The following is a 14,491-nucleotide window of genomic DNA, read 5'->3' as shown; positions in this document are numbered from 1 at the left end:
CATGTCGTTCTGGATCGACGGCGAGGACATCGCCGACCAGGCCGCGCCGGACGGGCCGATCGAGACCCGCTGGGAGCGCCGCAAGTTCTCCGCGAAGCTGGTCAACCCGGCCAACCGCCGCAAGCTCTCCGTCATCGTGGTCGGCACCGGCCTGGCCGGCGGCTCGGCGGCGGCGACGCTGGCGGAGGCCGGCTACCGGGTCCGCTCGTACTGCTACCAGGACAGCCCCCGGCGCGCGCACTCGATCGCCGCGCAGGGTGGCATCAACGCCGCCAAGAACTACCGCAACGACGGCGACTCGGTCTACCGGCTGTTCTACGACACGGTCAAGGGCGGCGACTTCCGCGCCCGCGAGTCCAACGTGTACCGGCTCGCCGAGGTCAGCGTGAACATCATCGACCAGTGCGTGGCGCAGGGCGTGCCGTTCGCCCGCGAGTACGGCGGCCTGCTCGACAACCGCTCGTTCGGCGGCACCCAGGTGTCCCGCACGTTCTACGCCCGGGGCCAGACGGGTCAGCAGCTGCTGCTGGGCGCGTACCAGGCGATGGAGCGGCAGATCGGGCTCGGCAACATCGAGATGTTCGCCCGGCACGAGATGCTGGAGCTCGTCGTCGTCGACGGCAAGGCCCGCGGCGTCGTGGTCCGCGACCTGGTCACCGGCGAGATCACCACCGACCTGGCGGACGCCGTCGTGCTGGCCTCGGGCGGCTACGGCAACGTCTTCTTCCTCTCCACCAACGCCAAGGGCTGCAACGTCACGGCGGGCTGGCGCGCGCACCGCAAGGGCGCCCTGTTCGCCAACCCCTGCTACACGCAGATCCACCCGACGTGCATCCCCGAGTCCGGCGCGCACCAGAGCAAGCTCACCCTGATGAGCGAGTCGCTGCGCAACGACGGCCGGGTCTGGGTGCCGAAACGCGGCGACGACAAGCGGGCGCCGGGCGACGTTCCCGAGGAGGACCGCGACTACTACCTGGAGCGGATCTACCCCTCGTTCGGCAACCTGGTCCCCCGCGACATCGCCTCCCGCGCGGCGAAGAACGTCTGCGACGAGGGCCGCGGCGTCGGCCCCGGCGGGCTCGGCGTCTACCTGGACTTCGCGGACGCGATCAGCCGGCTGGGCAAGCCCGCCGTCGAGGCCAAGTACGGCAACCTCTTCGAGATGTATCAGCGCATCACCGGCGAGGACCCGTACGAGGTGCCGATGCGCATCTACCCGGCGGTGCACTACACGATGGGTGGCCTCTGGGTCGACTACGACCTGCAGTCCACCATCCCCGGCCTGTTCGTGATCGGTGAGGCGAACTTCTCCGACCACGGCGCCAACCGGCTCGGCGCGTCCGCGCTGATGCAGGGCCTGGCGGACGGCTACTTCGTGCTGCCGAACACGCTCAACAACTACCTGGCCGCGGGCCCGTTCGAGAAGATCTCCCCGGACCACGAGCAGGTCGTCGCCGCGCGCAAGCAGGTCACCGACCGCCTCGACAAGCTGCTGAGCGTCAACGGCGACCGCACGGTCGACTCCTTCCACCGCGAGCTCGGCCACATCATGTGGGAGTACTGCGGCATGGAACGCACCGAGGAGGGCCTGACCAAGGCGATCAGCCTCATCCGCGGCCTGCGCGACGAGTTCTGGACCAGGGTCAAGGTGCCCGGCACCGGCGCGGAGCTCAACCAGAACCTGGAGAAGGCCGGCCGGGTCGCCGACTTCTTCGAACTGGGCGAGCTCATGTGCATCGACGCGCTGCACCGCGCCGAGTCGGCCGGCGGCCACTTCCGCGCCGAGAGCCAGACCCCCGACGGCGAGGCCATGCGCCACGACGACGAGTTCGGCTACGTCGCCGCCTGGGAGTTCGGCGAGACGCCGACGCTGCACAAGGAAAAGCTCGACTTCGAATACGTTCACCCGAGCACTCGGAGCTACAAGTAATGGACATCCAGGTACGCGTGTGGCGCCAGCAGGGCCCGTCCTCCGCCGGGAAGATGGTCACCTATGACGTCAAGGACATCTCCCCGGACGCCAGCTTCCTGGAGATGCTCGACGTCCTGAACGAGAAGCTCATTCTCGACGGCGACGACCCGGTGGCGTTCGACCACGACTGCCGCGAGGGCATCTGCGGCATGTGCGGCATGATGATCAACGGCGTGGCGCACGGCCCCGAGCGCGCGACGACGACCTGCCAGCTCCACATGCGGCACTTCTCCGACGGCGACACGATCGACGTCGAGCCGTGGCGCGCGGCCGCCTTCCCGGTGGTCAAGGACCTGGTGGTCGACCGCGGCTCGTTCGACACGATCATCCAGGCCGGCGGCTACATCACGGCGCCGACGGGCACCGCCCCGGACGCGCACGCCACCCCGGTCCCCAAGCTGGACGCCGACGCGGCCTTCGAGGCGGCCACCTGCATCGGCTGCGGCGCGTGCGTGGCGGCCTGCCCGAACGGCTCGTCGATGCTGTTCACCGCGGCGAAGGTGGCGCACCTGGGCCTGCTCCCCCAGGGCCAGCCGGAACGCGACAGCCGGGTGGTGGACATGCTGCAGGCCCAGGACGACGCGGGCTTCGGCGGCTGCACCAACATGGGCGAGTGCACGACGGTCTGCCCGAAGGGGATCCCGCTGACCCTGATCGGCCGCCTCAACAACGACTACCGCAAGGCCATCGGCAAGCGATAGCCCGGCGGACCCGGCCGGCCCGACGCGCGTGGAGACATCGCGCCGGGCCGCCCGGCTACCGCGCGGCGAAGGTGACCTCCGGGTAGCGGGACGACGGCCGGTCCAGCAGTTGCTGTGGCCGGTGGCGCAGGTGCAGATCGAACATCGCCAGGTGGTACCGGCGAGTGATCTCGTTCGCCCGCGGCCCGGTGGTGGTCGCCCCGATGTCGATGCCGAGCTGGTCGGCGAACAGCGCCAGGTCGGTGAACGACGAGTGCACCGTGCCGGCCACCACCATCCAGCGCTTCCAGCCGGTCAGCCGGCTCCAGTCGTCGTCCCAAGAGGAGTCGTGGCCACCCGGGGAGTGCTCCGGCACCCCGATGAACATGAACGGCCGGGACAGGCCGCCAGCCGGGACGATGCTCCGCGTCGCGCCGTCCATGTCGATCCCCGCGTCGATGCGGCGGTCGGCGGCCATGGCGGCGATCGAGCTCGCGCCGCCGGCCGAGTGACCCGACATGCCGACCCGGGTGGCGTCGATCAGCCCGCTGCCCCGCCACGCCGGGCGCGGGCCGGTCAGCCGGTCGAGCACGAAGGAGACGTCGGCCGCCCGGACCCCGTACAGCTTGTGGAAGAACGCGTCGTTCTCGACGAGGTCACACGTGGCGCAGGTGGCGATCCGGCCGTCGGGGAAGGTGACCGCGTACGTCTCGTGGGTGTGGTCGATCCCCACCACCACGTAGCCGTGGCTGGCCAGCTCCTCCGCCAGGCTGGACAGTGTGCCGCGGGGCTGCGTGTAGCCGGGCGAGAGCACGACCAGTGGCAGGCTGTGTGCCCGGCCGGCCGGCTTCGCGTCGACGTACGCGTTGGTGCGCACCGTGCTCAGGATCTCCGGGGGCAGCTCGGTGTTCCGTTTGCCCAGCACGTACAGCTTGGACTCCGCCGGGGTCATGTACCGGGCGCGGCGCCGGCCCGGTGCGTCGGTCGGGTACCAGACGGTGACCATGAGCTCGCGGGCGGCGGTGCCCGGCACCCACGGATCGGGGCGGGACGTGTCCTTCAGGTAGACGGCGGTGGTGCCGACCGCGTGGCGGCCGGTCGGCCGGGCCAGGTGCAGGGTGTCGCCGGTGGTCGCCGGCGCCGGCGCGGGATTCGCCGCCAGCACCAGCAATCCCGCGGTGATCGCAACGGCGGCGCGGGCCAGCCGTACGGGCAGGGAGTGAGTCATGGTCCATTCCTCTCGACGGGGTGTCACTCGGTGCGGAGCGCGGTGACCGTGCGGGTGCCGGCGGCCCAGCCGGCCGGCAGGAGCGCGCCGCCCACCGCGATGACCAGCCCACCGAAGCCGAACAGCAGCAGCTCGGCCGGCTGGTAGACGTTGACGACCGAGCCGGGCAGGGTGAAGCCCACGCTGCTGCCCATGGCGCCGAGGACCGTGCGCTGCAGCACCACCCCGACCGCCGCGCCGACCGCGCCGCCGATCAGGCCGGTGACCACGACCGAGGAGATGACCATCGCGGTCGTCTGCCTTGGCGTCATCCCGAGGGCCTTGTGTACGCCCAGGTCGTGCACGCGTTCGCGGGTGTCCAGGACGACGACGTTCAGCACGCCCAGGCCGGCGACGACCACCAGCATGACGCTGAGCAGGGCGGTCAGTGCGTTGATGATGAGCACGAGCTCATCGGTCCCCTCCTCGCGGGCGTCCGCCCATGCGCCGAGCGGCTGCAATACCGGCTTCAGCGCCGACGCGTACGCCTGGGCGTCGGTCCCGGGCCGCAGGGTGACGAAGAAGGTCTCCGGCGCCAGGTCGGGCTCGGCGGCCCGGAGGGTCGCGAGGTCGGTGAGGATCTGCATGCCCTTGTCGTCGGTGTTGAAGACCTCCCCGACGATCCGCACGGGCACGCCGGTGCCGTGGTCGGTCAGCACGACGGTGTCGCCGACCTTCTTGCCGGCGGCGGTCAGGAACGGCGTGGAGACGACGATCTCGCCCGGTCCGGACAACCAGGTGCCGGAGACCATCCGGTAGTAGTGGGCGCCGCCGGAGCCGGTCATGGCGACGGTGGTGAGCGCACCGGTGATCCCGGCGACGGTCACCTCGGTCCGGGCCTGGCCAAGGTATGCGGCGGTGCCGGCCTGCGCGGTGATCGCCGCGACGACCGCCGCGGGATCGGCGAAGGCCCCCGGCCCCGACACCTGTTGCACACCCGCCGGCGGCTGGCTGCCGGGCTCCGGCCGGCTGCTCATCGCCGGCGGTATGGCGCCGACCTGGACGTCGGCGATGTCCTCGGCCTCCTGGACCCGGCCCAGGGACGTGCCGAGACCGACGGCGAACGTCACGGCGGCGGTGCCGAAGGCGATCGCGGCGACGATGCCGGCCGAGCGCAACGGCCGGGCGAAGGGATGGGCGAGGCCGAGGGTCATCGGCCGGGGCAACCGGACCCTGCCGGTCAGCCGGGAGGCCCACTGTCCGCGTCCGGGCCGGGGCGTACGGCCGACGGCGAGCGCGTCGACACTGCGCAACCGGCCGGCCCGCGCCGCCGCGGCCCAGGCGGTCAGCGCCACCACCACGAGTGCGCCGCCGGCCACAAGCGCGTCGACCCACAGCGACACGCCGGTGTCGGACGTGCCGTAGAGCCGGTTGGTCTCCGCCAGGATCGGCACGGTCAGCAGGTTCCCGGCGACGACACCGAGCGCGGCGCCGACCGCGGCGGGGATCAGCGCCTGGCCCAGGTAGGCCCGGACGACCTGGGACGGGGTGAAGCCGAGCGCCTTGAGGATGCCGATCCGGTAGGTGCCGGTGCTGACCGCCCCCGCGATCACGTTGCCGATGATGAGCACCGCCATCACCACACCCAGCACCCCGAACGCGATCAGGAACGGCACCAGGAGCACGGTCTGCCCGACGGCGTCCTGCCGGGTGACGAGCCAGGACACCGCGCCGGTGAGGGCGCCGGCCGGCACGGTCGCGGCGACCGCCGTCTTGGCCGTGTCGACCTGCGCCGCGGTGTCGGCGGCGGTGAGGCGGTAGAGCATCTGGTATCCGGCCGGGCCCTGTCCCGCGGTCCAGGCGGTGACCTGGGCTGGGGTCACCCAGGCATCGGCGGTGCGGCTGACCGACCGGGCGAGGCCGACGACCGTCACGGTGGGACTGCCGGATTCCTCGGGCAGCGTCCACACCGTACCGATCTTGATCGGTGGTCCCTGGAAGCGGCCGTCCACGGCCAGGACCAGCTCGCCGGGGGCCGTCGCCCACCGCCCCTCGGTCAGGTTGACCTGATCGACCGGGCCGTCCGGGCCGGATCGGCCGACGACCGTCATCGGTGGCCTCCGGTGCCCGCCGTTCTGGGCGCTGATCTGGGTGGTCGGGAACGGCCCGGCCGCGGCGCTGACCCCGGCGGCGCTCGCGGACGCGGTCAGCTCCGCCACCGTCGCCTTGGCCGGGTCGAACTGCGCGGTCAGGTGCGCGCCCTGCTGCTGGCCGAAGGCCCGGTCGAACGGCGCCCGCGAGGCGAGCAGCAGGGAGCCGCCGAGCACGGCCGCGGTCACCGCGATCAGCACCACCATGGCGATCACGACGGTCTGCACCCGGTGGCGACCCGCTCCGGCGCGGACCACCCGTCCCAGCGTGCTCATCGGACCGGCTCCATCGTGTCCGCGGCGACGCGCCCGTCGAGCAGCTGCACGGTACGGGTGGCGCAGCGCTCGGCGAGGGCCAGGTCGTGCGTGACCAGGACGATCGTCTGACCGTCGGCGTGCAGCTCGCTGAGCAGCCGCTGGACGTCCTCGCCGGCGGCGGTGTCCAGCGCGCCGGTCGGTTCGTCGGCCAGCAGCAGCGCCGGCCGGTTCATCAACGCGCGCGCCACGGCGACCCGCTGCCGTTCCCCGCCGGAGAGCCGGCCCGGGTACGCGGACGCGTGCCGTTCGACGCCGAGCACGCCGAGCAGTTCGGCGGCGCGGCGCTGCGCGACGCCGCGGGCCATCCCGGCGAGCTGGGCCGGCAGCATGACGTTGTCGGCGACGGTCAGGTCGTCGAGCAGGTTGAAGAACTGGAACACCAGGCCGATCCGGGCCCGCCGGTACCGCGCCGAGGCGGCCTCGCCGAGCCGGTCCACCGAGACCCCGTCCACCGTGACGGTGCCGCTGCTCGGCCGGTCCAGCCCGGCTATGAGGTTGAGCAGCGTGGACTTGCCGCTGCCGGACGGGCCGAGAATCGCCACCGCCTCGCCCGGCCGCACACTCAAGGACAGCTCCCGCAGCGCCGGGGGCCCGTCGTCGTAGCGGCGGGTCACGTCTCGCAGCTCGATCAAGGGCTCGGTCATGGTGGTCTCCTCGGTCTCGTCGGGTCAGGTAGCGAACTGGCATGGGTTTTCCGCTGCGGGCTGGCTCAGCGGCGTTGACGCTAGGTGCGCGCCCGCACCGGACACATCGACAGTCGGAGGCATCTTCGGTACCGCATCGGGATGAGCCCGGGATGGCGTCATCCTTGAGATGTAGGCGTGCGAGGTACCCCGCACCGGTCCCGAGGCGGATACCGCCGCACCGCCGCGGCGACGAGAATGGGTCGGTGACCGAACGCGCGATGCTGGGCCGGCTGCGGGCCGGGGCACGGGCGCTGACCCGCCCGGCCGACCCGCTGCCGCCGCTGTCGCTTCGGAGCCGGGTGTTCGACGCCGTCCTGGCGCTGGGCCTCGGTCTCGTCGGGATCCAGGCGGGCGACAGCGGCATACAGGACGAGCGATGGAGCGCGGTCTGCCCGGCGGCGCGAGCCGGCGGCGGGCCGGCGGCGGCGTGCGAGCCGCCATGGCCGCCGTTCCTGCCGATCGAAAACAACCAGTCCACCGCCGCGACGGTCACGCTGCTCCTGCTGGTGGTGCTGCCGCTGGTGTTCCGGCGCCGTTATCCGCTCGGGGTGCTCTGGACCGTGCTCGTCCTGGCCGTGGCGGTGGACGAAAACCCGGCCGCGCTGCGGATGTCGTTCTTCGCCTGCGTCATCGCCGGATACACCGCCGCGGTCTTCAGCCCGTACCGGGTGCCCGCGCTGGCGAGCCTGCCGGTGGCGGCGATGCTGCACGTGACGCTGCAGTCGGACGCCAGCTCGGTGGCGGACGGCGCCGTGCCGTTCCTGATCCTGCTGCCGATCGCCGTCGCGGCCGACGGCCTGCGCCGGTGGCGGCACCGCGCCGACGAGGGCCAGGCGCGGATGTCGGCGATGGAACACGAGCAGGCCGAGGCGCTGCGCCGGGCCACCGAGCACGAACGGGCGCGGATCGCCCGGGAGCTGCACGACGTGGTGACACACAACGTCAGCGTGATGGTGATCCAGGCCGGCGGGGCGCGCAAGATCATGGACTCGGCGCCGGACCAGGCCCGGGAGGCGCTGCTCGCGGTCGAGGCCAGCGGCCGGTCGGCGATGACCGAGCTGCGCCACGTGATGGGTCTGCTCACCATGCAGGGCGTGGGCCCAGACCCGGCCGGCGACGCGGAGCTGGCACCGCAGCCGGGTCTCGACGGGCTCGACGGGCTCGTGCAGCGGATGCGCGACACCGGCGTGCCGATCGAGCTGGTCCGGAGCGGGCAGCGGATGCCGCTGCCGTCCGGGATAGAGCTCACGGTGTACCGGCTGGTGCAGGAGGCGCTGACAAACGTCGTCAAGCACGCGGCCGGCGCGTCGGTGCGGGTGACCCTCGCCTACGGCGATGACCATCTGCGGGTCGAGATCGCCGACACCGGCGGCCGGCCCGGCGCCTCGGCCGGCACCGGCACGGGGCGAGGGCTGATCGGCCTCCGCGAGCGGCTGGCCGTCTACGGTGGAGTCCTGCAGGCCGGACCGCGGCTCAGCGGCGGATACCGCGTCCAGGCCCGGATCCCGGTGGAGGCGTCGTGACCACAGCGCTGCGGGTGGTGGTCGCGGACGACCAGGCGCTGGTCCGCGCCGGTTTCCGGATGATCCTGACGGCCGACGGCATCGACGTGGTCGCCGAGGCGACGAACGGGGCCGAGGCCGTCGACGCGGTCCGCCGGCACCGGCCCGACGTGGTCCTGATGGACATCCGGATGCCCGAGATGGACGGGCTGGCGGCCACCCGGCACATCCTCTCCGGCGCCGGCGAGGCGCCGCGGGTCATCATGCTGACGACGTTCGACCTCGACCACTACGTGTACGCGGCGTTGACCGCCGGGGCCAGCGGCTTCCTGCTCAAGGACGTCACCCCCGAGCATCTGGTGAGCGCCGTTCGGCTGGTCCGCGACGGCGACGCGATGCTGGCGCCGGCGATCACCCGCCGGCTGGTCGAACGCTTCGCCCACCGCGACGCCGACGTGCCCGTCACCCACCGCGACCTGACCGTCCTGACCCCGCGCGAGCTGGAGGTGCTCGGCCTGCTGGCGCAGGGCTTGAGCAACGCCGAGCTGGCCGCCCGGTTGCACCTGTCCGAGGCGACGGTGAAGACCCACGTCGCCCGGATCCTGGCCAAGCTGGGGCTGCGGGACAGGGTCCAGGCCGTCGTCATCGCATACCGGACGGGTCTGGTCAATCCCTGACTCCGCCGCCCACGGTGGAGTTCGAGGCGATCGGGGCGGAGGAACCGATCCACCGGGGGGTCGCTCGACCGGGTGAGCGCTCCGCCCGGCCGCGTCTGGGCGCGACATTCCTCCATACGGTGATCTTTCCGTCCCGTCCCGAGGAGTTGTTGTGAAACGTCGTTACCTAGCGGTCGCCGTGGTCGCCGCGATCAGCGCAACCGCCGGCCAGGTCCCCGTCTCAGCTCCGGCCGCCGCGGCGGCTCCCGACGGCTGGGGACAGGCCGCGGCCCACGCGACCGGCGACTATTACAACGCGGGCGAAACCCGGCTGACCCCCGCCGCCGCCGGCAGGCTGAAGCCGCGCTGGAACGTCCCGCTGGAGAACGCGATCTGTGCTGCCCCGGCCGTGCCGTTGGTCGGCGCGAATCGGCTGGTCACCGCCGCGTCGTACCGGATCAGCGGCTATGACGCGACCACGGGCGCGCTGGCCTGGCGGACACCCGCACCCAGCAAGAAGACCAGCATCAGCCTCGCCGCGATCGTGGGGACCAGACTCGTCGCCCAATCCCGGGACTGCCGATCCGGCAAGACCTTCCTGACCACCCACAACGTGACCACCGGCAAGGTCCTCTACAGCAAGCGGATCCCCGAAACCATGTACAACGTGCTCGTCGACAAGGGCATCGTGGTCGGGGGTGTGTGGGACGCGGCGATCAGCAAGTACGGCATTCGGGCGTACCGCATCGCCGACGGCTCGCCGGTATGGGCACGGCAGGGATCAATCGCCGGCGAGACAGTGGCCGCCGGCGGAAAGATCCTGGTGGTCGGCGACGACACGACAACCGCGGTCGATGTCACGACGGGCAAAGCGCTGTGGCCGGCCGACGCGGGTTGCTTCACCCCGATCGGCGCGTCCCCCGACGGCGCGACGTTCTACATGCGATGCGGGCCGGACGAGCGAATCCGCAGCGTCAGCGCGGCCACGGGAGCGGTTATCAGGACATTCCCGAGCCACGGCGCGACCTCCGGATTCGCCACTGACGGCGAGCGGCTCTACCTGCACAGCTTCGCCCACGAGCTGATCGCCATCGACGCGCACAACGGCCGCAGGGCCTGGACGGCCACCTTCACCGAGGACGCCCCCATCATGTTCGCGGTCGGAGGCGGAGTGGTGTACGGCTGGCGGGACAACGGTCACCCGTTGTCGGCGTTCGAGGCGCGCACCGGCAGCCCGATCAAACTCGACGCGAAAACCTCGGCATTGCAGGGCGCACCGATGGTGGCGAACGGCCGGCTGTACGGCAGGACCGGGTCAACGGTGACCGCGTACGCGCCCTGACGATCGCTGCCGGCAGATACCGTGCTCATTCGGATCTGTTCCGCGCGGTGGGAGGTCAGGCGATGTCGGTGGATTCGCATCCTGGCCACGGCGCCCGGCTTGACGCGATGCGCGGAGGCGAGCTCGGCGCATCCGTCCGGGCCGCCGATCCCCACCCGTACGCATAGGTCATGCTGGGTCGATGACGTGGTGTCGCGGTGCGGATCCCAGCACCTGGGCAAGTCTGCCGGAGCGCGCAACCACGAGTTCTCGAGGCTGTGTCACTACAGCGTCTTTGAGCTCGCGCTAGCCAACACCCATCGACTTCTGGATCTCGATCAGCGCAGGAGAAATTGAATCAAGGCTCGCCTTCATCTCACCCCTGTGCTTCTTGCGAAAGAGTATCGTGTCGCGCTGCTCGAGGAGCGCTTCGAATGTGCCGTCGAGAGCTGAGAAGGCTACTTCGGTTGCTGTCCCTTTGATCAGATCTCCACACCTCAGCCGGGCGTCCTGATATCGCCGGTGCAGCCGATCCAACTCCTCCCGACCACCGGGAAACAGATCCTTGCCAAGCTTACCGATGGGCCGAAAGAGGACATCATCGATGTCGACCTCGGACTCCGTGCGCATCGCCCAGTACGCGACTCCAGCCAGCATCGCAGCCACTGGCGTCAAGACCAGGGGAGATCGCTGGAGCGCGGCGCCGAAGTACCCGAGCAGGGCCCTCTCAAGCTCTCGTCCATTGTCGACACAATCGGCTACGAGCGCCCGCTTACGTCGCTCCCGCTCTTCAGATGCGCGCGTCTCAGCCGATCTGACGGCACCCTCCTGAACCCTCGCCTGCATTCGTGCGACGAGAACTTGCCAGGTCGCCACCGTGACGGCCAATGCCGCAATCAACGCCGAGGCGATCGCCACGGTAACCTCGGTTTTCACGAAAAAAATCGTACTTACTCCCGACAAGCCAAGCCTTTATGAATCAATTTCGCAATGCGGGGTAATCCCGGGCACTTGTCCGCCCGACATGGCCAACCCGCGTGGCGAGATCTCCGGTTGAGAATGCAGTGCGAAAGGTATCGATATCTGCCCTGTCGCCGGCCGGATCCGGACGCCGCCGGGCCGCTGCGGGCTGAGGAACTCAAGGCTGCCGGCCGCGATGACGTGCTCAGTGAGCTCGCCGATCTTCGCGAGGTTCTGGCCGCCTTGACGACCGCGTTCGGATTCACCGGAGTACAGGTGAAGGCAGTTGCGGCCAGCAAACGGTCCGTGCGCGACGGCTTCAGCCGCCGCCTCTGGCTCCAAGAGGTACGGATTCCGTAGTCGAGGCACGGCCGACACCATCCCGGCGGAGGGAATTCTTTCGAAGTCGAGCCTTGCACAGAAAGTGACGGATCAGCTGCGGCCCTCGTGCGATGACAGCGGCAGAAGAGGAAGCCGCGGAGCGGCGCCCGTCAGCTTGTCGGGCTCCTCCCCACCGTTCATTATGTCCGCATGTACTACGTCCACGCCGAGGTGCTCCGTTGGGTCGACGACGAGTGGCCGGGAAGGGTGCAGGTGCGCCTCACCGAGTCGGACGGCACTGCCGCAATGCTCGTCGACAAGGTCCCGATTTTCGACGCCGATGATCGGTTGGAACCAGGAACCGACCTCCCGATGGGCATCGAAATCCCGTGCGACTTGCTCGACTGGACCCCGGACCAGGACGGCAAGCGGACCGCCCGCGTCCGCCTGCACTTCCACCTCGAGGACCAAGATGGTCGGACGATCTTCAACGTCACTGAAGGCGCGCTCGTTCAGCGCTCGTAGGAGTCCGGACCACCGGTCGTCGGCGTTGGTGTGCCTCCGCCAACGCCAAGGTGCGCGACTTGCGGCAGAAGAGAGGACGACGGAGGTCATGACTAAATCAGGCGAGAATATTCTCGCGAGTCAGTTTCGCGCCGCTTTATACTTATCTAACAGGGAGATGAGACTGTGCTTTAGGTCTCCCGTAAAGTCATCGCTAGGCATATTTCGGAACTCCGCTTCGGATATCCACTGCACCTCGGAGTGATTTGCGGACCAAGGTTGATTATTCCCCACTCTTCGACAGAGGAATCTAATGCCAGGAATTACGGGCTCATTAGGTTCTCGTATCTCATAGAAGTTGTGTATGTCGGCAAGCACGTCGACGTCCAGTCCAAATTCTTGTCGGAAGTGTCGCCTAATTCCTTCTGCAAAGGTTTCCGAGTTTGCTAGCTGTCCGCCGCACCCTTCGAGCTTTCCGGGGAACAGCCGCCGACTCAACGATCGACGCGCGAAAAGCAGCATCAGCTCGCCGGGGCGCTCTTCATAGAAGCATGTCCCTGCAACGTGAACCTCCGGGGTTTCGCGAAGTCGTTCCCGCGTAATGAACTGGCTCGCAATCTCAACACTGACCCACACCGGCACGTCGCCCACCCCGCGCAGCTTTCGGATCTGCGGCGCAAGACCTGTGGCGGTTCGAGGCAGCTGCGGGAAGTCATCGCGGTCAATCACAATCCCGAACGGTCTAGCTTCTCCGCAAAGGCGGGAGCACTTATTTAAATTGTGACCCGCCCAATCATCGCCGACCTTGATGACTTTGCCGCGGACAATGCCCCATCCGAGCGTAAGGTCGGCAGTGTGGCCCACCCTGCCTGCAAAACTACGGCAATGTCCTTTAAAGTCTGCTTCTACGCGTTTGACGGTAGTGAGAAGTTGGGACAACAATCTCGTGATGGCGTCGGGAGAAGCACCTTCCTTGATCTCCGACACGAGCATTGCCCCGTCCCCCAGGGGCTTGATCTGGTATTTCGGAGAAGGGAATCTTGTGTGAAGGATCTGAAGAAACCCCTCGATAAAGGCGCCCAGATTGATGAATACCTCGTTTGCTTCAGCCCATTTGGTAAACCCGCGGACGTCGACGAATATCGCTAGCACGTTCTTGTCTTCCGCCATGCTGGCCTCGCTTCCCGCAATCTCGTCGCGCCGAATTCCCACGTGGCATTAACCCGATCCGTCCGCTGTGCAGAGACAATCTCCAAGGTGGAAGGTAGTAGATGGAGGGCTCGAACGCCAGACTGACGCGCGGGCAAGTCCCCGTCACCACGCGGTTCGAGTCAAACGCCGCCAGCATGGTAAAGGGGACTGGCCATGTCATTCATGTCACCCCCCATATTGCTACAAGCGATCAGTCCGCGTCAGACTGGCTTTGCCTTTAATGCACCGCGACGTAGCAATCGAAGAATCGGATCAGTTGCCCAATGGCCTGTGATGTACAAACTTGCCAGACGGCTGGCCTCACTTGCTGCCGGCGACGACAGGAAGCGACGCCTTGCACGCCAAGCGGCACTGGCCTCGATCAGTCGAATTGCTCACCACTTGGCCACTGAGGCTTTCCGAGTAACGGCCTGAGTGCTCAGGGTGGCGAGTCTGTTGTCGAGGGGGGACACGCCGGAACCCTTGTGGTGCCACGAAAGAGCGCAGAACCCCGGTAGGAAGTGGACTTCTCACGGAACACTTCACACCAGGGGTCCTGCGCCACCATGAGTGTCACATACACCGCCAGCCTGCCCGTATCCGAGGACACCGTAGTGTTCGTGTCCGCTCTGCTGCACGCTGAACGTCGTCGTCTCGGGACCAGGGCCGGAACCCGTTCGCTGGGCTGTTACCGCCAGGCGATCCTGGTCCTACGCTGGCTGCTCGACGGCACCCGGATCACCCAGTTGGCCATCGACAACGAGGTCAGCCGTTCGACCGGGTACGCCTATCTGCACGAAGGCCTCAGCGTGATCGCCGACCAGGCACCCGGCCTGTCATCGGTCCTGCTCGCCGCGAAAATGGCCGGCTACGCGCACGTCAACATCGACGGCACGCTGATCGAGACCGACCGGTCCCGCACCCCGGGCCCAACTCCCGGCGTCGATCTCTGGTGGTCAGGAAAGCACGCCAACCATGGCGGAAATGTCCAGGTCATCACCGCTCCGGACGGCTGGCCGCTCT

The 14,491-nt window shown here is 68.9% G+C and carries 11 protein-coding genes and 1 pseudogene; 7 read left to right on the top strand and 5 right to left on the bottom strand.

The features are described 5' to 3' along the window. Position 1: 1 nt before the first annotated feature. Complete coding sequence (locus DMB66_RS11590) at positions 2-1,930, top strand: fumarate reductase/succinate dehydrogenase flavoprotein subunit (protein WP_125804059.1); 1,929 nt, start codon at positions 2-4, stop codon at positions 1,928-1,930. Then, positions 1,930-2,673, top strand: coding sequence for a succinate dehydrogenase/fumarate reductase iron-sulfur subunit (locus DMB66_RS11585; protein ID WP_125804058.1), 744 nt, complete (start codon positions 1,930-1,932; stop codon positions 2,671-2,673). The genes DMB66_RS11590 and DMB66_RS11585 overlap by 1 nt, the downstream gene beginning before the upstream one ends. Before the next feature lie 55 nt (positions 2,674-2,728). On the opposite strand, the gene DMB66_RS11580 is transcribed toward DMB66_RS11585, so the two are convergent. From DMB66_RS11580 to DMB66_RS11570, 3 genes are read right to left on the bottom strand one after another with little or no spacing between them, the layout of a single operon-like run. Continuing rightward, a complete protein-coding gene (locus DMB66_RS11580) occupies positions 2,729-3,880 on the bottom strand; it encodes an alpha/beta hydrolase (protein ID WP_125804057.1) in 1,152 nt (383 codons plus the stop codon). 23 nt (positions 3,881-3,903) lie between these two features. Next, the gene (locus DMB66_RS11575) at positions 3,904-6,285 is read right to left on the bottom strand and encodes an ABC transporter permease (RefSeq protein ID WP_125804056.1); all 2,382 of its coding nucleotides are present in this window, start codon (positions 6,283-6,285) and stop codon (positions 3,904-3,906) included. Further along, a complete protein-coding gene (locus DMB66_RS11570; RefSeq protein ID WP_125804055.1) occupies positions 6,282-6,971 on the bottom strand; it encodes an ABC transporter ATP-binding protein in 690 nt (229 codons plus the stop codon). The genes DMB66_RS11575 and DMB66_RS11570 overlap by 4 nt, the downstream gene beginning before the upstream one ends. A gap of 245 nt (positions 6,972-7,216) precedes the next feature. On the opposite strand from DMB66_RS11570, the gene DMB66_RS11565 reads away from it, so the two are divergent. The 3 genes from DMB66_RS11565 (at position 7,217) to DMB66_RS11555 (ending at position 10,513) form a co-directional block, all read left to right on the top strand. Next, the gene (locus tag DMB66_RS11565; protein WP_233624483.1) at positions 7,217-8,536 is read left to right on the top strand and encodes a sensor histidine kinase; all 1,320 of its coding nucleotides are present in this window, start codon (positions 7,217-7,219) and stop codon (positions 8,534-8,536) included. Continuing rightward, on the top strand, positions 8,533-9,192 hold the full coding sequence (locus tag DMB66_RS11560; protein ID WP_125804054.1) for a response regulator transcription factor: 660 nt from the start codon (positions 8,533-8,535) through the stop codon (positions 9,190-9,192). The genes DMB66_RS11565 and DMB66_RS11560 overlap by 4 nt, the downstream gene beginning before the upstream one ends. Positions 9,193-9,343: 151 nt before the next feature. Then, complete coding sequence (locus DMB66_RS11555; RefSeq protein ID WP_158647214.1) at positions 9,344-10,513, top strand: PQQ-binding-like beta-propeller repeat protein; 1,170 nt, start codon at positions 9,344-9,346, stop codon at positions 10,511-10,513. 285 nt (positions 10,514-10,798) lie between these two features. Here the strand turns inward: DMB66_RS11555 and DMB66_RS11550 are convergent, their stop codons facing one another. Next, a complete protein-coding gene (locus tag DMB66_RS11550) occupies positions 10,799-11,428 on the bottom strand; it encodes a hypothetical protein (RefSeq protein ID WP_125804052.1) in 630 nt (209 codons plus the stop codon). Positions 11,429-11,983: 555 nt separating this feature from the next. Between DMB66_RS11550 and DMB66_RS11540 the strand changes: the two genes are divergently transcribed. Continuing rightward, complete coding sequence (locus tag DMB66_RS11540; RefSeq protein ID WP_125804050.1) at positions 11,984-12,298, top strand: hypothetical protein; 315 nt, start codon at positions 11,984-11,986, stop codon at positions 12,296-12,298. Positions 12,299-12,418: 120 nt separating this feature from the next. Here DMB66_RS11540 and DMB66_RS11535 read toward each other — a convergent pair whose 3' ends face one another. Continuing rightward, positions 12,419-13,447: an NUDIX domain-containing protein gene (locus DMB66_RS11535; RefSeq protein WP_125804049.1), complete on the bottom strand. Its 1,029-nt coding sequence runs from the start codon at positions 13,445-13,447 to the stop codon at positions 12,419-12,421. Positions 13,448-14,034: 587 nt separating this feature from the next. On the opposite strand from DMB66_RS11535, the pseudogene DMB66_RS11530 reads away from it, so the two are divergent. After that, a pseudogene (locus tag DMB66_RS11530) lies at positions 14,035-14,491 on the top strand (IS5/IS1182 family transposase); the annotation flags it as partial.

This window comes from Actinoplanes sp. ATCC 53533, from assembly GCF_003947245.1.
Note: the sequence above shows the minus strand (reverse complement) of the source record. Positions and strands in the feature narration are given on the sequence as shown.